A 21572-nucleotide genomic window follows, 5' to 3' on the forward strand; every position below is an offset into this window, starting at 1 on the left:
TACGTCGCATTTTCAGTTCGCTATCGCGGCCACCGGGAAAATCGGCTTGCGCAGCGCGCCGCCGGAGAATCCGCTGCCGTGAGGCAGCGGTTTTCCCTGCGCCACCGTGGCCAGCCGAGCGAGCAACCTCTGGCCTTCGGGCCAGGCGCCAAGGTCGGCAGCGGCGTTGATATGGCCGGCATAGCCGGCGTCGACATACTCGGCTTCCCACATGCGCGCGAGAATGCGGGCGCGGGCCGGCGGCATCCAGGGATCGTTGCGACTGCCGACGACGATGGCGGGAAAGCCGAACGGCGCCGTAGGAAGCGGAGCAAAGGAAGCGATTTCCAGCACTTGCGCCGCCCGATTGTCCACGTCGGCCGGTGCCACCAGCAGCGCGCCGGCCATCGGCAGATCAGGGCGGCGGTTCGCAAGGTGCGCGATCAGAGCGGCGCCGAGACTGTGGCCCACCAGGATGGCGTTGGGATGGCGCTCGATTGCTTCGATCGCCGCAGCGAGCCAGTCGCCGAGATCGGGATGCTGCCAGTCGCGTTGCCGCACCAGCACCGTCTTTTCCATCAGGTCCAGCCAGTGCGCTTGCCAATGTTCCGGTCCGGAGCCCTGCCAGCCCGGAAGGATGAGCGTCGTCATCGCGTATCTCCCTTTGCCAGAACGGGGGCGGAGGCCGGAAGGCATCCGCCGCATGCCACCGAAGGGTAGGTGAGGCACCGGTTCTTGTAGTGGTCGGATTTTTCGTTTTCGGCGCAGAAGGGGGATCGCTGTTGCAGCGTACGGCGCTCGGGAAGACGAAGGCGTGATCCGGGCCAGGAGGTTCCGAAATGGTTCCGTCGAAGGCCATGGCTGGAACGGCGATGCGCGAGGTCGACCACGGGCTGATCGAGGCGGCCGAGGCGATCGGCGCCACGCCCTTTCAGATCATCGTCAAGGTAATCAGTCCCGAGGCGCTGCCGGGCGTCGTCGCCGGCGTTACGGTGACGCTGGTCGGCCTGGTCGGCTATTCCACCACGGCCGGTACGGTGGGTGGCGGCGGGCTCGGTGATCTCGGCATCCGCTACGGTTACCAGCGCTTCATGCCGGAGGTGATGCTGATCGTCGTCGTCATTCTGGTGGTGCTGGTTCGGGTGATCCAATTTGCCGGCGATCGTGCCGCCTTCGCGGTCAACCATCGCCCGGCGCGCCGGCGTCGCCTGTCCTGAAGACGGACGATCCGGACGATTTTGCCCTCGGGCCGGCAGGACCGACCCGAGGGGCGTTCATGTTCGCTACAGTCCAGTGAGGGCCTGATCGATGTCGGCGATGATGTCGGCCGGGTTTTCGATGCCGATGGAGAGCCGGACGAAAGACGGCGTCACGCCGGCCGCCAGCTTCTCCTCCTCCGACAACTGGCCATGCGTCGTCGAGTGGGGATGGATGGCCAGCGTGCGGGCGTCGCCGATGTTGGCGAGATGATAAATCAGCTTCAGCCGATCGATGAAGGCGAGCGCCGCGTCCTCGCCGCCCTTGGGCTCGAAGCCGATCAGCGCGCCGTAGCCGCCCTTGAGATAGGTGTCGGCGCGTCGCCGATCCTCGCCGCTCTGAAGACCGGGATAGACGGTGCGCTCGACCTTGGGGTGCTGCGACAGAAACTCGGCCACCCTGGCGGCATTGCTGAAATGGCGTTCGAGGCGCAGAGGCAGGGTTTCCAATCCTTGGATCAATTGAAAGGCATTCTGCGGCGACAGCGACGGGCCGAGATCGCGGACGATGGCGGCGCGGGCACGGACGATGAAGGCGATCGGTCCGCCGAGCGCGTTGGCGAGATCGATGTAGGAGCGGTTGTCATAGGCCGGGTCTGGGCTGTTGATCAGCGGCTGCCGGTCCGGGAAGTCGGCCCAGGGGAAACCGCCGTCGACAATGGCGCCGCCGATGGTGGTGCCGTGGCCGCCGATGTATTTGGTGGCCGAGTAGACGACGATGGCCGCGCCGTGATCGAGCGGTCGGGCGGCGAGCGGCGAGGCCGTGTTGTCGATGATGAGCGGAATGCCGAGCGGCCGGCCGATATCGGCCACCTCGCGGATCGGAAACACGGTCAGCCGGGGATTGGGCAGCGTCTCGCCGAAATAGAGGCGCGTGCGATCATCGGTCGCCCGACGGAAATTCTCGGGGTCATCGCTGTCGACGAAGCGCGCTTCGACGCCGAATTGCTTCAGCCGCTCGCGGAAGAAGTTGACCGTGCCACCGTAAAGCCCGCGCGAGGCGACGATGTTGTCTCCCGCCTTGACCAGCGACAGCACAGCAACCGCCGTGGCTGCCTGACCGGAGGCGACGCCCAGCGCCGCGACGCCGCCGTCAAGCTCGGCCAGCCGCTGTTCGAAGGCATCGACAGTCGGATTGGCGACGCGAGAGTAGGTGTAGGCGATCTCCTCGAAGGCGGAGATGCGCTTGGCCTTGGCCGTGCTTTCGAAGGCGAAGGATGTGGTCTGGTAGATGGGTACCGCGACAGCGGAAGTTGCCGGATCGGTGCGGAAGCTGCCGCCGTGCAGCACCAGCGTATCGCTGGCCAGCGGCGGTTTGATCGGGGTGGGAGCGTTCATGTCTGCGTCTCCTGAGATAGGGAGCGCCGGCCGATGAGGATGAGACCGGCGGCGAGGAGGGCGGCCGACAGCCAGAAGGCGGCCGGCGCATAGCGGGTGATGCCGAGAAAGTGGGTTTGAGCGCACAGCGCCTCGGCCAGCGAGCAGACGTCGGTCTTGCGGGCGAGGCAGGGCAGGGCGTTGGCGATTGGCATACTGCCGGCGTCGATCTGGCGGCTGTAGACGATCCACCACCAGGCGGTTGTCAGAAGACCGGCGATCAGGCCGCTGCCGGCGAGCGCGACGGGTAGACGTCTAGACATTCTGCACCCCCAGTTCATGCAGGATTTCTCGGCGCAGCCGAATGAAGTCTGGGTCGTCGCGATGGCGCGGGTAGTCCGCCACAATGTTGAACTCGGCGAGGATGCGGGCTGGCCGGTCGGACAACACCACCACGCGGTTGGCGAGCAGCAGCGCTTCCTCGACGTCGTGGGTGACCAAGAGCGCCGTGAAGCCGGTCGTCTGCCAGAGCTTCAAAAGCTCGTTCTGCAAGGACAGGCGTGTCAGCGAGTCGAGCTTGCCGAAGGGTTCGTCGAGCAAGAGCAGGCCGGGATCGTTGACCAGTGCCCGGGCGAGTGCCACGCGTTGGGCCATGCCGCCGGACAGCTGGCGCGGATAAGCGTCAGCGAAATCCTCGAGGCGGACAAGCGACAGCGCCTCGTCGATGCGGTGCGCCTTCTGCGGCAGCAGCCCGCGCGCCTCAAGTCCAGTGGCAATGTTCTTGCGAACCGTGCGCCAGGGAAACAGCGTCGGATCCTGAAAGACCAGGAGACGTGACGGATCGGGTGTCACGATCTGGTCGCCATCTTCGAGCAGCACGCCGCGGCGTGGTGCTTCAAGACCGGCCGCCAGGCGCAGCAGCGTCGATTTGCCGCAGCCCGACGGGCCGAGCAGGGCGACGAACTCGCCCGGCGCCACCGACAGGCTGATGTCATCGAGCACATCGAAGCGCGTGCCGGCGATGTCGTAGTGGTGGGAGACGGAACGAATGTCGAGCGACAGGGCGCGTGTCGTACCATCGGTTGCAGCGAGGACGGACATCAGATCAGCCCCCTTTCCTGCCAGAGGAGCAGTCTGTCGCGCGCCACGAACAGCAGTTTGACGATACCCGAACAGAGGACCGCCATGATGACGATGGTGGCGTAGACGTTGGCATAGGCCGAGTAGGCGCTCTGGAAAGCGATGTACCAGCCGAGGCCGTATTTGGCGCCTAGCATCTCAGCCACAACCAGCACGGCGAAGGAGTAGTAGAGTCCCATGAACAGACCGACGAACACGTGGTTGAGGGAGGCGGGAACGGCCACCTTCAGCACCAGGAAACGTTCGTTGGCGCCGAGCGTTCTGGCCACGTCGTAATAGGCGCGGTTGACCTGCGAGACGCCGGCCGCCGTCTGGATGGCGACGGGAATGCCGCAGGATAGGGCGACCAGAAAGATCGAGGCGTGAAAGGTGGTCGGAAAGAAGAAGAAGGTGGCCGGAATCCAGGCCGTTGCTGGTACCGGACCGATCAGCTTCAGGATCGGCATGCCCCAGTAATTGAAGCGGTGCGACCATCCGAGTGCCACACCGATGACAAAGCCAAGGCTGATGCCCGAGAAGAAGCCGAGGCCCCAGAGACGCAGCGAATAGCCGATGCAGACCAGAAGGCGCGACCAGTCGGCGACATAGACCTGCAACAGACCGTGCGGCGGCGAGAAGAACGGCTTTGGCAGCCAGCCCGTCTTGGCGGTGGTGAACTCCCAGAGGAGAAACCAGACGCCGAGGGCAATCAGCCACGGTCCCCAGACAGCGATGCGGTCGCCAAGGCCGCCGAGCCGGTAACGGGTCAAGCCCAGTGTCAAGAGCGCGATGCCGCCGGCGGCGGTGATCGCCGCGAACAGCCCGGCGCTGCCCCAGGGAATGACGTCGGGCAAGCCCCAGGTGACGGCGGCGGTCAGCAACCAGAACACCGACGCCACGAGGCCCTGGTACCATATGGGTGGGGATGTCACCGAAGTCGCGGTCACGCGGCCATCGGCGGTTTGAGCCAGATCGCTCACGGCATGTCTCCTGGGAAAAGGAAGGGAGGCGGCCGGGCCGCCTCCGGCGTCAGGCGAGAATGTTGATCGTCACCCGCTCGGCCAGTTCCTTCGGGTCGGTGGCGGGATCGAGCACGTTGATGAACTTCAGGTCCTCGGCGCCGCGACGAACCTGATCGACAAGTTCCGAACCGACCGGATGGTTGTGCGTTGTCAGGTGGCCGATGATCTCGGTGAGGCTCTGGAGGTCGAGGCCGGCCGGCTTGAGGTTTTCGAGATACCAGGCGGCGACCTCGTCCGGATGGGCCGAGGTATATTCGTGCAGCTCGATGTTGCCCTCGGCGAGCCGGCGAATGGCGTCCTTGTTGTCCTCGAGGAACGGACCGTTGGCGCCCAGCACGCAGCAGGAGCGCCCCTCGAAGTAGCCGGTCTGGCTGTCGGCGATCAGGTTGAAGCCATGCTGCTTCTGGATGGAATAGGCCCAGGGATCGAGATGGGCGACGGCATCGGCCTCACCCTTGACGACCGCCTCGCCGACCAGCTCGAAGGGGACGACCTTCCAGGTGATGTCGTTCTGCACATCGACGCCGGCCTTGGCGAGCGCCACCTGAAACTGCAGGTGCGGCGAGGTGCCGAGACCGGCCACCGAGATGGTCTTGCCTTTGACGTCTGCGAGCGTCTTGATGCCCGATTTCTCAGGCGCCAGCAGGCGCAGGCAGCCGCCATGCGAGCCGACGAACAGCTTGACGTCGAAGCCCTGTTCCAGTGGTTTCAGCCAGTCACCGACCAGACCGGCGCCGGCATCGGCCTTGCCGGTGGCAAGTGCCTGGATCAGCGTCTGGCCACTGGATCCCTGGTAGAACAGCTCCACGTCGACATTGTGCTTGGCATAGATGCCCTTGGCGACACCGAAGCCGAGCGGAGAGTGGCATGCCGCCACTTCCGTCCAGGCAAGACGCACCTTGGTCGCCGGTGCAGCGACGGCCGGCGTGAAAAGGCGGCTGCCGGCGGTCGCGCCGAGCGCCACCACACCGGCGCCGAGCGCCGTCCGCTTCAGGATGTCGCGCCGCGATGGCCCCGGCGCCGTCGAAGACGATTGATGTGAGGTATCTGCCATGCCCCATGCTCCCGTTTGCGGCCGCGTCACGCTGCGGCCCATCAACCAGAAGGATAATCTCGAGGGGATGGTTGTCCATATAGACTACTAAAATAGTATTCTAATTACGTTGGCTCTGTTGTGAGGCCGTGCTGCGAAAGGCTCGGGTTGGAAAAATAGGCTGGAATCCGGGGAAATATGCCTTTGGGAGCAGCTTGCCTTGCTTCTCAGGTAACAGGGGACTCGGCGTGGGAATGGTGATCGGACACCATCGCCCCCTGGGCTCGCCAGCCGCGAAGCGGTGTCGAGCCCTTCTGTGAATGGCCGTGTCCGGCCTGCTTGTCAGGCCGCCTTTTTTGCCCGGCTCTTGGCGATGGCCTCGATATGCTCCGGCCCGATGCCGCAGCAGCCGCCGACGATGGTGGCGCCATCGTCGATCCAGCGGTCGATCCACTTGAGATAGTTGGGCGGATCGAGATCGGGCCTGAGTTCGGAGATTCCGGCGTAGGGTTCGTCCGACGGCGGTTCCGGCACGAAGGCGTTGGCGTAGACGCCAAGGCCGATGCCCGGCTTGCCGAAGGAGTCGATGGCGACGCGGGCTGCCTTCAGCGCCGCGCTCATCACCTCGGGCTGGCTGCAGTTGAACAGAATGGCTGAAGCGCCGGCGACCAGCGTCTTCAGCACGGCCTCTCCGACCGGCTCCCAAGACCGCAGCTCGGCAGGGCCCGTGCGGCCACGCTCGTCACGCAGCGTGTAGGAGATGTAGATCGGCTTGCCGGTCACCTTCGCCGCGGCGAAGGCGGTCAGCGCCTCGGCCGTGGAACTCTGCGTCTCAATGAGCCAGACGTCGACATGCGGCGAAAGTCCCGCCACCAGTTCGGCGAGGATCGGCGGCGCCTGTTCCTCGATGAACTTGTCCGGACGATAGCTCTCGAAGATCGGCGGCAATGATCCGGCAACGATCACCTTGTGCGGCGCCGCGTCGGCGACGGCGCGGGCGATCGAACCGGCGCGGTCAGCGAGCACGCGGCCCTCCTTCCAGAAGCGCTCCTCGCCGATCATGTGCGGCACCAGGCCATAGGAGTTGGTGGTGAGGATCTCGGCACCGGCATCGACATAGGCTTGATGGGCGCGACGCACGTAATCGGGCGCCTCGATCAGCGACAGCGCCGACCATTCAGGCAGGCGAAACGGCGCGCCCAGCTGCTCGAGCAGGCGGCCCATGCCGCCGTCAAGGATGGTGACAGGCGTTTTGACAGTCATAGCATTCTCTTTCTTGTCATCCGCGGGCAGCACCGTAGGCGCGGCCGAAGCGCACCTCCAGACGATGCTGAACGATCTCGAACAGGATGGACAGCAGCCAATAGATGAAGGCCGCCGTCAGCAGCATTTCCATGTAGTGATAGGTCGACCGGCCATAGGACTGGGCGAGGAAGTTAAGCTCCCAGAGCCCCATCAGCGACACCAGCGACGAATCCTTCAGCATCGAGACGAACTGGGCGCCGGCTGGCGGAATGATCACCCGTGCCGCCTGTGGCGCGATGATCTTGAAGGCGATCAGCAGTGGTGGCAAGCCGAGGGCCATGGCCGCCTCGCGCTGCCCTCGTGGCACCGCCGTGATGCCGGCGCGGATGGTCTCGGCCAGGTAGGCGGCGTAATTGAGCGACAGCGCCATCACGCCCGAGGTCAGCGCCGACAGGATGATGCCGAACTGCGGCAGGGCGAGGTAGATCAGCAGCACCTGCACCAGAAGTGGCGTGCCGCGAAAGAAAGACGCGTAGAAGGTAGCGATGGCAAAGGCGACCGGATTGCGCGACAGCCGGCCGAGCGCCGTCAGGATCGCCAGCCCCACCGCGAACACCATCGACATCGCCGTCACCAAGAGGGTCAGCACCACGCCCTGAACGAAACCGTTGGGTGACAGATGAAGGCCCAGCATGAAGGGCAGCTTGGCCTGGATCAGCCCGAAGTCGAGGCCGAGATGCTGCAGCCCGCCGATGAGGACGATGAACAGCAGCGCCCAGGTCAACCAGACCCGTAGCCGGAAATCGAAACGCAGCCGGTGAGTTTTCACCGGCCGCGCAACGACGGGTACCAAGATTTCCGTGATGTCACTGGGCATCTTGGGTGATGTCCGTATGGAACCACTTCTGGGAAATGCGTGCGATCGTGCCGTCGGCCTTCAGCTCTTTGATGACGCGGGCGACCTCGGCGTCCCACTCGGAGTCGCCCTTGTCGGTGACCACGGCATTCGGCTCGGCGAACAGCGGTTTGCCGACCACCTTCAGCTTGCCGGTCGCCTCGATCTGACCTTGCGCCGTGCCGGCCGAGGCGACGATGGCGTCGAGCCGCACGCCGGCGCCGAGGGCGAGGTTCTGGAAGTTGACCGTCTCATCGCCCGGTACCACTTCGACATTGCTGAAGGGGAAGTCGATGGCCGTCTGACCGGGAATGACGAAGTTGCGGTTGAGATAGGCTTCATAGGACGAGCCGGTGCCGACGCCCACCTTCTTGCCGGTGAGGTCCCTGGCGGACTGGATGGCCGTCTCGTTCTTGTTGACCACCAGCACGGCTGGCAGGCTGTAGTAGATTGCCGGGAAGTTCACGACCTTGGCCCGCTCTTCGGTCGGCGTTGCCGAGGAGATGGCGAGATCCCAGCGTCCAGCCCACTTGCCGCCGATGATGGTTTCCCAACCGGGCGTTTCCAGCTTCAGCTTGACGCCGAGCTTCTCGGCGAAGGCACGGGCGACATCGACGTCGAAGCCGTCGAGTTCGTTCTTGTCGTTGATGAAGCCGAAAGGTGGGTAGTCGTTGACCAGCACATCGACGACTTCGCCCTTGGAGTGGACGCGGTCGAACGTTTCTCCGGCAAAGGCCACGGCGGGAAAGGCAAGAGCGGTCATCAGAATAAGTATGCGCGGCGTCATCATGGCGGTCGGTCCAGTGTCATTGGTATGTTCCCATGATGCAGCTTTCTCGTGCCGCCGCCGACATCAGGCGGTTCAATTCCTGGCCCGCCGCGGAAATATCTTGCTATCGGCCAGCGGCAGAACGGCAGTATTTTCCGGGATTTGCGTCGTCACTAAGGTCTAGGAGAGGGTGGCGAACCCTGCCAGGACCTTGAGAGCCATCAACTAGATTGGCACTCGTTTCCGGACGTTGGGATTCTTCCTCTTGTCCTGTCAGCCGTCGCCTCGGCGACAGCTATTTCGATTGGCAAGTCTTGCTCCGGACAGCCCCCATCAGCCGGACGGCCGATGCGGCCAGCGTGGTGTGTTTGAATCTGGTGCCTCGCATGCAGCTCTCCTTGAAACTCCATCCGGCCGCCTGTGCTCGGACGGCGCTACTTTCCGATTGTGGGCTCTCATCGGGCTTTGCCGGGTCTGCGCCGCGTGAGGCGGGGGCGCGTCTCATTGTGGCTCGCGGGTGGCGCCATTTCCGGCACGATCGGCGGTGGGCGGCGGAGCTTGAGGCGGATCCAGCGCGCCTTGGCTCTCATGGCGACTGGGTACGACGTCACCGAACTGATGCGCGGCCCTTGGGCCGTTGTTGGGCCGGTGCTGGCAGCGCCACCAAGCGTGCGCGGTTCGAGCCCCGGCTTGAAGCGCTGGGCCACTCGAAAATGCGGGCCAAGTCCTTCGCCTGCCCAATTGGCATTCCCGGCATTCTATCGAAGGAGCCGGCCGTATTCGATCCGGCAGGAAGAGAAGCAGGGTCAGGCGACGTCCAGGTCCTGAACGAACCGACGCACCCGGTCCTGCAGGGTGAGAGACTGCGCATTGAGATGGTCGGAGAGCTTCAGCAGCTGCGTGGAGGCCGATCCGGTCATCTCGGCGGACGTACCGACGCCGGCGATGTTCTGCGTGACGTCGGCGGTGCCCTGCGAAGCCTTCTGGGTGTTGGCGGCGATTTCCCCGGTGGCGGCGCCTTGCTCCTCGACGGCGCCGGCGATCGCCTCGGAGGCGTGCTGGATCGTATCGATGGTTCGGACGATCCTGGTGATGGAATCGACGACAAGGCCGGTCGCCGTTTGTACGTCGTTGATCTTGCGGCCGATCTCGCCGGTTGCCCTCGACGTTTGGTCGGCCAGCTGCTTGACCTCGGCGGCGACGACGGCGAAGCCCTTGCCGGCCTCGCCGGCGCGGGCGGCCTCGATGGTGGCGTTGAGCGCCAGGAGGTTGGTCTGGTCGGCGATGTTGTTGATCAGTTCGACCCCTTCGCCGATATGCTGGGCAGAGGAGGACAGCGACTGGATGTGGCGGCTGCTGGCCGAAGCCTCCTCGGCCGCCTCGCGGGCGATGCGCGAGGAATGGGCGACCTGCTGCGCGATTTCCTGGATGGACGCCGTCAGCTCCTCGGCGCCGGCGGCCACCGTCTGCACGTTGGCAGCGGCCTCTCCAGCGGCAGAGGCAACCGATTGTGCCTGGCGGGATGTCTCCTCGGCCGTGGCCGAGAAATTCCTGGCGCTGTCGGCGACCTCGCCGGAGGAGCGGCCGAAGCTTTCGGCCAGCGATTCCATGTCGGACGCGAATGCCTCGGTGACGGTCAGGCGGCGGCGAATCCCGGCTTCTTCGGCGCTCTTGGCCTCGTCGGCGGCGAGGCGCATCCGCTCGGCCGCGTCGAGGCTCTTCCTGAACTCCTCGAGTCCGACCGCCAGACGGCCGATCTCCTCGGTGCGATCCTTGCCGGCGATGTCGATCTGATAGTGGCCCTCGCGCAGCTCCTGCATCTGACCGAGCAGTCGGGACAGCGGATTGGTGACAGTCTTCCGCGTCACGATCACCGAAAGGATGACGATCAGGACGCTGGCCAGAACCATCATGCCGAAGGTCATGTAGATGGTCCGATCGGTGGAGTTCTTGATGAGCGTCTTGGCATCGTCGAGCTCCATCACGATCGTGTCGTTGAACTCGGCACCCTTCTCCTGGACCTCGGAGATGGCCGGCTTGCAGGCGCCGTTCATGACCTCCATCGCCCGGCCGGCCTCGCCGGCGCTGGCCAGCGTCACCACCTCGCTGCAAACGCCGTCCAGCAGCGCCTTGAACTCGGCCTGGGACGAAGCGATCACCTCTGCGTACGTGGGGTCCGCCTCGGCGGCCATCATGTTGAACTGCTCGAACTCGATCAGCGATGTTTCGCGCGCGCCTGCGGCGGTCTCTCTGAGATCCCCGGTCTCGGCGCCGGCGGTCATGTATAACGAGGCCGCAATATCGGACATGCGACGATTGGCCTTGATGATGTTGAGCGCCGCCTGCGACTTGCCGTCGAGCAGCACCTCGAAGCGTGTCTCGATCTGCTTCATCTGCAACGCCGAATAGACGGCGCCGGCGATGGCCACGACAGCCGCCAGGACGATGAGTGCCGTAACTTTCTTGAGAAGCGAAAGGTTGGCAAGAAGCATGTCGTTCCCCCATAAATTCCGCATATGCTAATTATTCTGGTGTTGATGTGTCGTTAATATTGAGGTGTATCGCGCTCCATCAATGTGTAGATCATGCATTTCAATATGCTGAACTCACGTATAAACTTTCTCTTAGATAATAAATATTGAGAACTTGTTGGAACTTGGTGTATCTAGGGAAAAGCGGGGGCAAATATATTCAATAATTGATATTGAAAATTATTTAAATCAAATGCCGGATATGCTGGATAGAATAATCGGCTTACTTCCGGCCATCTCGTACATGGAGGCGATTATTTCTTTTTATCAATAATTCAATTCTGTCCGACGCGAAGTTGCACTCTGGGACGGGCGTTGAATGATCGCGTCCCGGGTAGCATCTATGACATGGATAATAATACTTAGTGCCCATGCTGCTTTGATCAATGACGTTCCGCTTTATGGCGAGCCGGAGGTTGTCGCGACCGCCGGTTGGACCGGCGAGGTGAAGGGCAGGCCGATCGACAGCCTGCCGCAGGTCGTCCACGACCGCGTTGTCGCGACCCAGACCTCGCTGGTGGTGCAGGATACCGCCGCCGATCCGCTGTTCGCGGGTATGCCGGCCGTTCACGAGCCCAGCCGGCCGATCAAGAACGACCTCCAGGTCATCGGCCAACCGTATCGAAAGCGTCGGCTTCGCCCTGCATGCTCGGATGAAACATATCTCCTGGCCGTGCGGCTCCGTTCGTCGGCATGGCGCGTGACGATGCTCAACGGGTGAGAGACGCCGTCAGGATGATGCGGCAGCATGCGTCCTGACGGACGAGCGCCTCGCCCGCTGGACGGCCGGTGGAGACCAGGAGGAGTTGCACATGAAACTGCATCAAGGCCGTCTGATCGACCATATCCACCTCAGGTCGAAGGATCTTGCCGCCACCGCAGCATTCTACCGGGCGGTGCTCGGAGCGCTCGGCATTCCGCTGCTGGCGGACGACGAGCAGCATCTTGCCTGCGATGAACTCTGGATCGATGCACTGGGAGAGGACAGCGGTGCGGCGACGCATGTTCACCTGGCGTTCCAGGCCCAGGACCGCGAGGCGGTCCGGCGGTTCCATCAGGCGGGACTGGCCGCCGGCGGCCGGGACAATGGCGCCCCCGGCGAGCGATCCTATCATCCCGGCTATTACGCGGCCTTTCTGTTCGATCCTGATGGCAGCAACATCGAGGCCGTTTTCCACGGCCCGGCGCGCCGCTCGGCGCCGTCGGTGGTCATCGACACCGGCGTGGCATGAAACCGGCCGTGCCGGCTTCATCGGGCCAGCTTCATCGGGAATGCCGGATCATCGGTGGCCGCGCGCCGGGAAATCGACTACTGCTATCGGACGGGCAACGCCCGAATGGCCAGGGGGAGAGGACTGCCGATGACTAAGCTGCGTTGGGGCATTCTGGCGACCGGATGGATCGCCGACCTCTTTGTGCAGGATCTGCTGGACAACGGCATGACGGTGACCGCCGTCGCCTCGCGGTCGATCGACAAGGCGGTCGACTTTGCCGCCAGGCACGGCATTGCGCGGGCACACGGCAGCTATCAGGCGCTTGCCGACGATCCCGAGGTCGACGTCGTCTATATCGCGACGCCGCACCCGTTCCACGCCGCCGCCGCGGAGCTTTGCATCGCCGCCGGCAAGCACGTCCTCGTCGAAAAGTCCTTCACGCTGAACGGGGCGGAAGCCCGGCGTCTCCTGGATCTGTCCCGCAAGCATGATGTCGTCGTCCTCGAGGCCATGTGGACGCGCTTTCTGCCGCATATGGTCCGGCTGCGCGAGGCGCTGGCCAGCGGCATGATCGGCGAAATCCGCACCCTGGTGGCCACCCATACCCAGGATCTGCCGGACGATCCCGGCCACCGCCTCAACGCGCTGGAACTCGGCGGCGGCGCGCTGCTCGATCTTGGCATCTATCCGATCTCCTTTGCCTTCGACATTCTAGGAGAGCCGACAGAGGTCCTCGCTTCGGGCCGCCTGAAGGCGACCGGCGCCGATGCCGAGGTGTCCACCATCTTCCGCTATGCCAATGGCGCCAGCGCCCTGACGGTGTCCGCCAGCGATGCGCCCGGCAGCAATCGCGCCGAGATCAACGGCACGGAGGGTCATGTCGAGATCGACGGCGTCTGGTACACGCCGACCGGCTTCCGGATCTACGACAGCCAGAAGAACCTGCTGGAAGAGTTCAAGCCGGCCGACATCCGCGGGCGGGGCATGCACTTCCAGGCCGTCGAGCTGGAACGGCTGGTCGCCGCCGGCGAGCGGAGCAGTCCCATCCTGCCGATCGAGCAAAGCGTCGTCATCATGGAGACGCTCGACGACATCCGGAAGCAGATCGGCGTGGTTTATCCCGGCGAGACGGCGAGCTGACGCCAGCCCGGCGTCAGGGCCGGGCGGCGGGCCGCCGTCATACTCGCATCGGAATCGAAAGGCGGCCGCGACATTGCCGCGACCGCCGGTACTTTCATCTGGGGTCGATCGTCAGCCGACGAAGCCTTCCAGAACGAGAACGCCGATGAGGCCGATGATCGAGACGATCGTCGAGAGAACCGTCCACGTTCCGAAGGTTTCCTTCATCGACAGGCCGAAATACTCCTTGAACATCCAGAAGCCGGCGTCGTTGACGTGGCTGCAGATCGCCGAGCCGGCGCCGGTGGCCAGCGTCACCAGGGCGAGGTTGACGTTGTGCGTCGCCAGCATCGGGATGACCAGGCCGGCCGTCGAGATGGCGGCCACCGTCGCCGAGCCGAGCGAGATGCGCAGCAGGGCGGCCACGCCCCAGGCGAAGATCAGCGGCGAGGCGTTGGTGTCGGCGAACAGGTCGGCCACATACTTGCCGACGCCGCCGTCGATCAGCACCTGCTTGAAGGCGCCGCCACCGCCGATGATCAGCAGCATCATGCCGATGTGGCTGGCCGCCGACGTGCAGGAGGCCATGATGTCCTTGACCGGGATGTTGCGCTTGACGCCCATCGTCCACATGGCGAACAGCAGCGACACCACCATAGACACCGAGGCGTCACCGACCAGTCGGATGATGGCGAAGCCGGTATTGTCGGCGATGCCCGCTTCGCTGCGGATCACCGCGATGATGGCGGCCGCCGACATCATGATCACCGGCAGCATGGCGGTCAGCACCGAGATGCCGAAGGCCGGGGTCTTGTCGAGGTCGAAGGTCTTGAAGGAGCCGATGGTCTCGAGGTCGGCCTTCTTGGCGAAGCCCGACGGAACGATCCGCTTGGCGAGGGCATTGTAGAGCGGGCCGGCGATGATGACCGCCGGGATGGCGATGATGATGCCGTAGACCAGCACCGTGCCGATATCGGCGCCATACTCGCCGGCGATCACCGTCGGGCCGGGATGCGGTGGCAGGAAGGCATGGGTGGCCAGCAGCGCGGCGCACATCGGCACGCCGAGATGCAGCGGCGACAGCTTCATCTGCTTGGCCATGGTCAGCACGATCGGCACCAGCAGCACCAGGCCGACCTCGAAGAACAGCGCGATGCCGATGATGAACGAGGCGACGACCACCGCCCACTGGACGTTCCGCTCGCCGAACTTCTCGATCAGCGTGACGGCGATGCGCTGGGCGCCGCCGGCATCGGCGATCAGGCGACCCAGCATGGCGCCGAGGCCGAAGATCAGGGCGATATGACCGAGCGTGCCGCCGAGGCCGCTCTCGATCGATTTCACCACCTTGTCGAGCGGCAGGCCAAGGGCCAGCGCGACGCAGAAGGAGACGATGATCAGCGAAACGAAGGTGTTCAGTTTCAGCTTCATGATCAGAAGCAGCAGCAGCACGATGCCGGCTACGACGATGACTAAAGGCATTTCCTCTTCCCTTGGTTTGGTTGGACGCCGGTCCGGCCGGCGAAGACAACAGGCCGCGCCCCTGGGGCGGCGGTGTCGCCGCCGATCCAGTTGGTACTGCCTGCCCCGATGTTCGGATGGACGACCAGCCCCCTTGGCCGCGATGTCCTCCAGTGGCGCCGGCTCGGAGCGCCGGCGGACTCTGGAGAGAGAGGCAGCGCCTCTCCCTCCGTATTCCGGTGTCAGCCCTTTCTTGCGGCCAGCGCCGCGCGACCGGCCTCCAGCACCTCGATGATCCGGTCGGCGTCGTAGACGCAGCCGCGCCAGGTGCCGCCGCTCGCCGCCTGCAACGCCGCCCAGAGGCGGGTGTCGTCGGGCAACTCGGCCTGAGGCGCGAGGTCAGGATGCGGCGGACGGGCTGCCAGGATGGCGGCGCCTTCCTCGGCGGTGGCCGGCGCCTCCTGGGTGCCGAGGAAGTTCAGCGATCCCGTCAGCTTGCGGCAATCGACGATCATCTCGACGATATCGCCGTCGCGCAGCTTGCCGATGGGGCCGCCGGCCAGGGCTTCCGGCCCGACATGGCCGACGCAGGCGCCGGTGGACACGCCGGAGAAGCGGGCGTCGGTGATCAGCGCCACGTGCTTGCCGTAGGACAGATGCTTCAGCGCCGAGGTGACCTGATAGGTCTCCTCCATGCCGGTGCCGGACGGACCGGCGCCGATCACCACCATCAGGTCGCCGGCAACGATGTTGCCGCTCTTGATGGCGTGGATGGCATCGACCTCGGAGACGAACACCTTGGCCTTCGCCGTGTGGCGATAGACGCCGTCCTCGCCGATCACCGAGGGATCGATGGCGGTCGACTTGATGACCGACCCTTCCGGCGCGATGTTGCCGATCGGGAAGGTAATCGTCGAGGTGAGGCCGCGGGCGGCCGCCTTGGCCGGCGGCATGATCACCTCGTCCGGGTTGACGCCGTCCTGCGTCTCGAGCATGTCGCGGAAGCGGCGGCGGCGCTCGGAGGTCTCCCACCAGTCGAGGTTGGCGCCGAGCGTCTCGCCGGTGACGGTGAGAACGTCGAGGTTGAGAAGCCCCAGCGCCCGGAGATGCAGCATCACTTCCGGCACGCCGCCGGCCATGAAGGCGCGGACGGTCGGGTGATAGACCGGCCCGTTGGGGATGACGCTGACAAGGCGCGGCACGCGACGGTTCACCGCCGTCCAGTCCTCGACCGAGGGCATGGCGAGCCCGGCGGCGTGGGCGATGGCGGGCAGGTGCAGCAACAGGTTGGTCGAGCCGCCGAAGGCGGCATGCACGACCATGGCGTTCTCGATCGCCTTCGACGTCAGGATGTCCCGGGTGGTGATGCCGCGCTGTTCGAGTTGCAGCACCGCCCGCGCCGACTGGCGCGCCACTTCGAGCCAGACCGGCTGGCCGGACGGCGACAGGGCCGAATGGGGCAGGGCGATGCCGAGACCCTCGGCGATGACCTGCGAGGTGCCGGCGGTGCCGAGAAACTGGCAGCCGCCGCCGGCCGAGGCGCAGGCCCGGCAGCCGAGTTCGCTCGCCTCGTCCAGCGTCAGTTCGCCATTGGCGAAGCGGGCGCCGATGGTCTGCACCTTGCCAGCATCCTCGCCCTTGGTCGGCATCAGCGTGGCGCCGCCGGGGATGAGAATGGTCGGCAGGTCGTGCTGGGCGGCAAGCGCCATCATCAGCGCCGGCAGGCCCTTGTCGCAGGCAGCGATGCCGATCACCGCCTTGCGCACCGGCGTCGAGCGGATCAGCCGGCGGAAGACGATCGCCGCGTCGTTGCGGTAGGGCAGGGAGTCGAACATGCCGGTGGTGCCCTGCGTGCGGCCGTCGCAGGGGTCGCTGACATAGGCGGCGTAGGGAACGCCGCCCGCCTTGGCCACCTCGCGGGCCGCCGCTTCAAATTGCAGCGGCGTCTCGTAATGGCCGGTGTGCAGGCCGAGGGCGACGGGCTTGCCATCGGCGCCGCGGATGCCGCCGGTGACGCCGATCACCAGCACTTCCGTGCCGGTGAGCTTCTGCGGCTCCCAGCCCATGCCGGCATTCAGCGTCATGCCGAAGATATCGCCGCTCGGCCGGTTGATCAGCATTTCGGCCGTCAGCGGCAGCTTGCCGGCCGGGCCGGGAGCATTGGTCGCCGCGACATAGACGGCTTCGTTGCTCTCGTCGTAGATTTCCTTGAGGGACATGCGGTTCTTCCCTGTGAATGGCGTTTGGTTATTTGACGAGGCCGGCCTGCTTCAGCAGCTCGGCGAGGCGGGCGATCTGGTCGGCGGCCAGCGGGCCGGCCGGCGGCAGGCAGTAGGTGGAGACGTCGAGGCCGGTGAGGCGCATCGCTTCCTTGACCACGTTCACGAACGGCGTATCGAGGCCATACATCGACGGCAGGCGGATCAGGCGGCTGTGCAGCGCGACGGCCTTGGCGAAATCGCCGGCGCGGAAAGCCTTGTAGATGCCGATGGACAGCTCCGGCGCGAAGTTGCCGCTGGCCGAGATGACGCCGGCGCCCCCCAGCATCAGCGTGGTGAGCAGGTGGTCGTCATAGCCGGCGAGCACCTGGAAGTCTGGGCGCACGGCGCCGACGACATTGATCATCTCGCGGATATGGCCGATGGAATCCACCGTTTCCTTGATGCCGACCACATTGGGCGCCGCCTCGACCACCGACTTCACGAAGGCCGGCGTGAGATCCTGTCCGGTCAGGAAGGGGATGTTGTAGAGCAGCACCGGCAGCTTGGTGGCAGCGGCGATGTCGGTGAAATAGGCGCGAAGGCGCGGCTCGGTGACCTTCCAGTAGCAAGGATTGACCACGACGATGCCGTCGGCGCCGATGGCCTCGGCATGAACGGCCAGCTCGACGGCCTCGCGCGGGTTGTTGGAACCGACGCCGACCAGTACCTTGGCTCGCCCAGCCGCCTGCTTGACGGCAAACTCGGCCACCGCCTTGCGCTCGGCCGAGGTCATCTGGGAGAACTCGCCGCCGGTGCCGCACATGAAGAGGCCGTCGACGCCGGCGGCAATCAGCTTGTCGATGACCAGCCCCTGGCCCTTCGGATCAAAGGCGCCCGCCTCGGTAAAAATCGTCGACACCGGCGGAATGACACCTTCAAAACGCACTGCTGACATCGGAAGCTCCTGACCTCATTCTTTCGTTCTATATTGTAGAACGCTATTTTATAATATCGTACGTTAACGGTGATGCCTGGGGCGGTAAATCCGGGATGCTGTGTAGGCAGAGATGCGCATCCTGCGTGACCCAGCGTTGTGGTCGATTGAAGGGATGTCAATCTATATGGTTGATAAAAAAATGAAATTCAGACCGCCAGCCCTCCCGGAAGACCAGGAGGATACAAGCCGGAATTGCATCCTGTTGTCTTTCCGCGCTTGGATTACGAGCCCCGGCCCACTAATCGAACAGGGGCAAGAATCGCAGAATGCCTTGCTGCCGTCTTTCCGGAGTCGCCTTGAATGCCATTGATCCAGGCCGTGGAGCGCGCCCTCAACATTCTCGAACTGTTCAGCGAGCAGAAGGTCGAACTCAACCTCGCCGAGATCAGCCAGATGACCGGGCTGCACAAGAGCACCCTGCATTCGCTTCTGAAAACCCTGCAGGCCCAGGGCTACATCGAGCAGACCGAGGCCAACACGCCCTATCGCCTCGGCGTGAAGCTGCTTGAGCGCGGCTATCTCGTGCAGCGCTCGCGCGATTTCATCGCCGTTGCCCGGCCGTATATCGAGAAGCTGGCGGAGGGCACCGGGCAGACCGTTCATCTCGGCGTGCTCGACGGCAAATCCGGCGTCTACGTCGACAAGGTCGAGGGGACACGCTCCATCATCGTCTACTCGCGGGTTGGCCGGCGCATGCCGATCCACACCACGGCGATCGGCAAGATCCTGCTCGCCTACCAGGCGTCGGCCATCATCGAGAAGACGCTCGACGGCTACGACTTCATGGCGTCCACCGAGAACACCATCACCGACTGCGATACCTTCCGGGCGGCGCTCGCCAGGGTGCGCTCGGACGGTTTCGCCGTCGACGAACAGGAGAACGTCCGGGGCTGCCGCTGCGCCGCCGTGCCGGTGTGGGGACACGACCGCAAGCCCGTCGCCGCCATTTCCATCTCGACGGTTGTCGAGAACGTGTCGATGGACGAATTCAAGCTGTTCATCGAGCAGTTGAAGGACATCGGCGCCAGCGTCTCGCACGACCTCGGCTACTGAGACGGAGGGCGACGGCTCAGCCAAGCGCCGTCGCGCCGTCCTCGGTGGTGCTGACCGCCCGCCGCAGCACGGCGAACAGGCGGCGGTCGCTGCTGTCGGTGTTGGGCGAGGTCTCGGCGACGGCCTGGCGACGGGCGTCCCATTCTTCCTGAGGGACCAGCACGTCGAGCCGCCCGGTCGCCACGTCGAGCCTGACCGTATCGCCGTCGCGGACGCGGCCGATCGGCCCGCCGCGTGCCGCTTCCGGCGTCACGTGGATGGCGGCCGGCACCTTGCCGGAGGCGCCGGACATGCGGCCGTCGGTGACCAGCGCCACCTTGCGGCCCCGGTCCTGCAACAGGCCGAGCGCCGGCGTCAGCTTGTGCAGCTCCGGCATGCCGTTGGCCTGCGGTCCCTGGAAGCGGACCACGGCGACGAAATCCTCGTCGAGCCCGGCCTTGAAGGCGGCGAGCAGCGCCTCCTGCGAGGCGAAGACGCGGGCCGGCGCTTCGACCGTCTGGTGCTCAACGGCGACGGCCGACGACTTGATCACCGCCCGGCCGAGGTTGCCGGTCAGAAGGTTGATGCCGCCGGTCGACTGGAAAGGCGCGGCGATCGACCGGACGACGCTGTCGTCGGCGCTGGCTTCAGGCGTTTCCTCGAACACCAGCGCGCCGTCGGCGTCGAGACGGGGCGTGCGCTCGTAGGCAGCGAGACCGGTGCCGAGGATGGTGAGAACGTCATCGTGGAGCAGCCCGGCGCGTCGCAATTCGCGCACCAGGAAGGGCACGCCGCCGGCATCGCGGAAGCCGTTGACGTCTGCCTTGCCGTTGGGATAGGCGCGCACCAGGAGCGGCGTCGCCGCCGACAGGGCGGCGAAATCGTCCCAGTCGACGACAAGGCCGGCCGCCCGTGCCATGGCGATCAGGTGGATGGTCAGGTTGGTCGAGCCGCCGGTGGCGCAAAGGCCGACGATGCCGTTGACGAAGGCGCGCGCGTCGAGCAGCCGGCCGATCGGCAGGCTGCTGTCGCCCATGCCGGCGATGGCGACGGCGCGGGCGACGGCGGCGCGGGTCAGCGCGTCGCGCAGCGGCGTGTCGGGCGCCACGAAGGCCGATCCGGGCAGTATCAGGCCCATGATCTCCATCAGCATCTGGTTGGTGTTGGCGGTGCCGTAGAAGGTGCAGGTGCCGGGCGAATGGTAGGATTTCGCCTCGGCGTCGAGAAGCTCGGCGTCGGTTGCCCGGCCGGCGGCATATGCCTGGCGGACGGCGTTCTTTTCGGCATTGCCGAGGCCGCTCGGCATCGGGCCGGACGGAATGAACACGGTCGGCAGGTGACCGAACGCCAGGGCGCCCATGATCAGGCCGGGCACGATCTTGTCGCAGATACCCAGCATCAGCGCGGCGTCGAACATGTCGTGCGACAAGGCGATGCCCGTCGACATGGCGATGACGTCGCGCGAGAACAGGCTGAACTCCATGCCGGTGCGGCCCTGCGTGATGCCGTCGCACATGGCGGGCGCGCCGCCGGCTACCTCGGCGACGGCGCCGAGCCGCCGCGCCTCCTCGCGGATCAGTTCCGGGTAGCGCTCGTAGGGCCGGTGCGCCGACAGCATGTCGTTGTAGGTGGTGACGATGCCGAGATTGACCGCGTCGCCGCCGGCCAGGCGCTGCTTGTCGCCGGTCGGACAGGCGGCGAAGCCGTGCGCGAGGTTGGAGCAGGGCAGGCGCCGGCGTGCCGGGCCGGCGGCGCGGATCGCCTCGCGCGCCCTTTCCATGCCGTCGAGATAGGCGGTGCGGCTGGTCCGGCTGCGCCGCTCGATCCGCTCGGTGACGTCGGCGATGATGGAGCGAACGGTCATGTGCGTCTCTTTTCCTGATAAAGGCCGCGCGCGTCGAGCCGGGCCATGATCTTGTCGGCGATGGCCGCCGGTGGCGGCGCGATATTGACGGCGATGGCGTCGGTCGGCTCTTCCAGCGTCGCGAGCTGGCTCGCCAGGAGGCCAGGGTTCATGTAGTGGCCCTTGCGAGCCTCCAGCCGGGCGGCGATCGTCTCGGTGCTGCCCTTGAGGAAGACGAAAATCGCATCGTCATGCGGCGAAAGCAGGTCGCGGTAGGCGGCCTTCAGGGCCGAACAGGCAATGACGCGGCTTTCGCCCGCCGCCTGCCAGCCTTCGATGGCCCGCCGCAGGGCCTGAAGCCACGGCCGGCGGTCGTCGTCACTGAGCGGAATGCCGGCCCGCATCTTCTCGACATTGGCGGCGGGGTGAAAATCATCGGCGTCGGAGAAGGCGCAGCCCAGCCGCTCGGCGAGCAGCTCGCCGACCGTGGTCTTGCCGCAGCCCGACACGCCCATGACGATGACGATCATCGCTACCTC

General features: G+C 65.3%; 19 protein-coding genes and 1 pseudogene. 5 read left to right on the forward strand and 15 right to left on the reverse strand.

The genetic code is table 11. The features are described 5' to 3' along the window. Positions 1–12: 12 nt before the first annotated feature. Positions 13–630 carry an RBBP9/YdeN family alpha/beta hydrolase gene (locus H512_RS23605; RefSeq protein ID WP_084798427.1) on the reverse strand — a complete coding sequence of 206 codons (618 nt, stop codon included), beginning with the start codon at positions 628–630 and terminating at the stop codon, positions 13–15. Between the two features lie 218 nt (positions 631–848). Between H512_RS23605 and H512_RS23610 the strand changes: the two are divergent. Next, positions 849–1196 (forward strand): annotated as a pseudogene (locus H512_RS23610) (ABC transporter permease subunit); the annotation flags it as partial. 66 nt (positions 1197–1262) lie between these two features. On the opposite strand, the gene H512_RS0111205 reads toward H512_RS23610, so the two are convergent. From H512_RS0111205 to H512_RS27760, 9 genes are all read right to left on the reverse strand, one after another. Next, the gene (locus H512_RS0111205; protein WP_036791289.1) at positions 1263–2573 is read right to left on the reverse strand and encodes an O-acetylhomoserine aminocarboxypropyltransferase/cysteine synthase family protein; all 1311 of its coding nucleotides are present in this window, start codon (positions 2571–2573) and stop codon (positions 1263–1265) included. Next, positions 2570–2875, reverse strand: a complete 306-nt coding sequence (locus H512_RS0111210; protein WP_026783533.1) for a hypothetical protein — start codon at positions 2873–2875, stop codon at positions 2570–2572. Before H512_RS0111210 ends, H512_RS0111205 begins: the two co-directional genes overlap by 4 nt. Next, positions 2868–3653 carry an ABC transporter ATP-binding protein gene (locus H512_RS0111215; protein WP_026783534.1) on the reverse strand — a complete coding sequence of 262 codons (786 nt, stop codon included), beginning with the start codon at positions 3651–3653 and terminating at the stop codon, positions 2868–2870. Before H512_RS0111215 ends, H512_RS0111210 begins: the two co-directional genes overlap by 8 nt. Beyond that, a complete protein-coding gene (locus H512_RS0111220) occupies positions 3653–4651 on the reverse strand; it encodes an ABC transporter permease (RefSeq protein ID WP_036791292.1) in 999 nt (332 codons plus the stop codon). Before H512_RS0111220 ends, H512_RS0111215 begins: the two co-directional genes overlap by 1 nt. Positions 4652–4700: 49 nt before the next feature. After that, positions 4701–5747: an ABC transporter substrate-binding protein gene (locus tag H512_RS23615; protein WP_053239774.1), complete on the reverse strand. Its 1047-nt coding sequence runs from the start codon at positions 5745–5747 to the stop codon at positions 4701–4703. A gap of 321 nt (positions 5748–6068) precedes the next feature. After that, positions 6069–6989 carry a homocysteine S-methyltransferase family protein gene (locus H512_RS0111230; protein ID WP_026783536.1) on the reverse strand — a complete coding sequence of 307 codons (921 nt, stop codon included), beginning with the start codon at positions 6987–6989 and terminating at the stop codon, positions 6069–6071. 16 nt (positions 6990–7005) lie between these two features. Beyond that, the gene (locus H512_RS23620) at positions 7006–7848 is read right to left on the reverse strand and encodes an amino acid ABC transporter permease (protein WP_084798429.1); all 843 of its coding nucleotides are present in this window, start codon (positions 7846–7848) and stop codon (positions 7006–7008) included. Next, positions 7838–8629, reverse strand: coding sequence for a transporter substrate-binding domain-containing protein (locus tag H512_RS0111240; RefSeq protein WP_210162681.1), 792 nt, complete (start codon positions 8627–8629; stop codon positions 7838–7840). The genes H512_RS23620 and H512_RS0111240 overlap by 11 nt, the downstream gene beginning before the upstream one ends. Before the next feature lie 812 nt (positions 8630–9441). Further along, positions 9442–11127: a methyl-accepting chemotaxis protein gene (locus tag H512_RS27760; RefSeq protein ID WP_026783538.1), complete on the reverse strand. Its 1686-nt coding sequence runs from the start codon at positions 11125–11127 to the stop codon at positions 9442–9444. A 418-nt stretch (positions 11128–11545) separates the two neighbouring features. Between H512_RS27760 and H512_RS0111255 the strand changes: the two genes are divergently transcribed. From H512_RS0111255 to H512_RS0111265, 3 genes are all read left to right on the forward strand, one after another. Next, entirely contained in the window at positions 11546–11887 is a 342-nt protein-coding gene (locus H512_RS0111255; RefSeq protein ID WP_026783539.1) for a hypothetical protein, read from the forward strand. Between the two features lie 91 nt (positions 11888–11978). Then, entirely contained in the window at positions 11979–12398 is a 420-nt protein-coding gene (locus H512_RS0111260; protein ID WP_026783540.1) for a VOC family protein, read from the forward strand. A gap of 129 nt (positions 12399–12527) precedes the next feature. Continuing rightward, positions 12528–13520: a Gfo/Idh/MocA family protein gene (locus H512_RS0111265; protein ID WP_026783541.1), complete on the forward strand. Its 993-nt coding sequence runs from the start codon at positions 12528–12530 to the stop codon at positions 13518–13520. Between the two features lie 111 nt (positions 13521–13631). Here H512_RS0111265 and H512_RS0111270 read toward each other — a convergent pair whose 3' ends face one another. From H512_RS0111270 to H512_RS0111280, 3 genes are all read right to left on the reverse strand, one after another. Continuing rightward, a complete protein-coding gene (locus tag H512_RS0111270) occupies positions 13632–14981 on the reverse strand; it encodes a gluconate:H+ symporter (protein ID WP_026783542.1) in 1350 nt (449 codons plus the stop codon). Positions 14982–15202: 221 nt separating this feature from the next. Next, positions 15203–17179 (reverse strand): YjhG/YagF family D-xylonate dehydratase, encoded by a 1977-nt coding sequence (locus tag H512_RS0111275; protein WP_026783543.1) that lies wholly within the window; start codon positions 17177–17179, stop codon positions 15203–15205. A gap of 28 nt (positions 17180–17207) precedes the next feature. Beyond that, positions 17208–18116, reverse strand: coding sequence for a dihydrodipicolinate synthase family protein (locus H512_RS0111280; RefSeq protein ID WP_026783544.1), 909 nt, complete (start codon positions 18114–18116; stop codon positions 17208–17210). Positions 18117–18458: 342 nt separating this feature from the next. Between H512_RS0111280 and H512_RS0111285 the strand changes: the two genes are divergently transcribed. Next, positions 18459–19211 carry an IclR family transcriptional regulator gene (locus H512_RS0111285; RefSeq protein ID WP_026783545.1) on the forward strand — a complete coding sequence of 251 codons (753 nt, stop codon included), beginning with the start codon at positions 18459–18461 and terminating at the stop codon, positions 19209–19211. A 16-nt stretch (positions 19212–19227) separates the two neighbouring features. On the opposite strand, the gene edd is transcribed toward H512_RS0111285, so the two are convergent. Together edd and H512_RS0111295 are read right to left on the reverse strand one after the other, a co-directional pair. Then, positions 19228–21054 (reverse strand): phosphogluconate dehydratase, encoded by a 1827-nt coding sequence (gene edd, locus H512_RS0111290; RefSeq protein WP_026783546.1) that lies wholly within the window; start codon positions 21052–21054, stop codon positions 19228–19230. Next, positions 21051–21548: a gluconokinase gene (locus H512_RS0111295; protein WP_210162682.1), complete on the reverse strand. Its 498-nt coding sequence runs from the start codon at positions 21546–21548 to the stop codon at positions 21051–21053. The genes edd and H512_RS0111295 overlap by 4 nt, the downstream gene beginning before the upstream one ends. Positions 21549–21572: the final 24 nt, after the last annotated feature.

It is taken from the genome of Pleomorphomonas koreensis DSM 23070, from assembly GCF_000425185.1.
Lineage (GTDB): Bacteria > Pseudomonadota > Alphaproteobacteria > Rhizobiales > Pleomorphomonadaceae > Pleomorphomonas > Pleomorphomonas koreensis.

Bases quoted from the DNA above. Each gene is read 5' to 3' on its own strand.
- H512_RS27760 (WP_026783538.1), bottom strand. From the start codon at position 11,127: ATGCTTCTTGCCAACCTTTCGCTTCTCAAGAAAGTTACGGCACTCATC.
- H512_RS0111240 (WP_210162681.1), bottom strand. From the start codon at position 8,629: ATGACCGCTCTTGCCTTTCCCGCCGTGGCCTTTGCCGGAGAAACGTTC.
- H512_RS0111270 (WP_026783542.1), bottom strand. From the start codon at position 14,981: ATGCCTTTAGTCATCGTCGTAGCCGGCATCGTGCTGCTGCTGCTTCTG.
- H512_RS0111260 (WP_026783540.1), top strand. From the start codon at position 11,979: ATGAAACTGCATCAAGGCCGTCTGATCGACCATATCCACCTCAGGTCG.
- H512_RS0111205 (WP_036791289.1), bottom strand. From the start codon at position 2,573: ATGAACGCTCCCACCCCGATCAAACCGCCGCTGGCCAGCGATACGCTG.
- H512_RS0111215 (WP_026783534.1), bottom strand. From the start codon at position 3,653: ATGTCCGTCCTCGCTGCAACCGATGGTACGACACGCGCCCTGTCGCTC.
- H512_RS23615 (WP_053239774.1), bottom strand. From the start codon at position 5,747: ATGGCAGATACCTCACATCAATCGTCTTCGACGGCGCCGGGGCCATCG.
- H512_RS23605 (WP_084798427.1), bottom strand. From the start codon at position 630: ATGACGACGCTCATCCTTCCGGGCTGGCAGGGCTCCGGACCGGAACAT.
- H512_RS0111295 (WP_210162682.1), bottom strand. From the start codon at position 21,548: ATGGGCGTGTCGGGCTGCGGCAAGACCACGGTCGGCGAGCTGCTCGCC.
- H512_RS0111285 (WP_026783545.1), top strand. From the start codon at position 18,459: ATGCCATTGATCCAGGCCGTGGAGCGCGCCCTCAACATTCTCGAACTG.
- H512_RS0111275 (WP_026783543.1), bottom strand. From the start codon at position 17,179: ATGTCCCTCAAGGAAATCTACGACGAGAGCAACGAAGCCGTCTATGTC.
- H512_RS0111210 (WP_026783533.1), bottom strand. From the start codon at position 2,875: ATGTCTAGACGTCTACCCGTCGCGCTCGCCGGCAGCGGCCTGATCGCC.
- H512_RS0111280 (WP_026783544.1), bottom strand. From the start codon at position 18,116: ATGTCAGCAGTGCGTTTTGAAGGTGTCATTCCGCCGGTGTCGACGATT.
- edd (WP_026783546.1), bottom strand. From the start codon at position 21,054: ATGACCGTTCGCTCCATCATCGCCGACGTCACCGAGCGGATCGAGCGG.
- H512_RS23620 (WP_084798429.1), bottom strand. From the start codon at position 7,848: ATGCCCAGTGACATCACGGAAATCTTGGTACCCGTCGTTGCGCGGCCG.
- H512_RS0111230 (WP_026783536.1), bottom strand. From the start codon at position 6,989: ATGACTGTCAAAACGCCTGTCACCATCCTTGACGGCGGCATGGGCCGC.
- H512_RS0111265 (WP_026783541.1), top strand. From the start codon at position 12,528: ATGACTAAGCTGCGTTGGGGCATTCTGGCGACCGGATGGATCGCCGAC.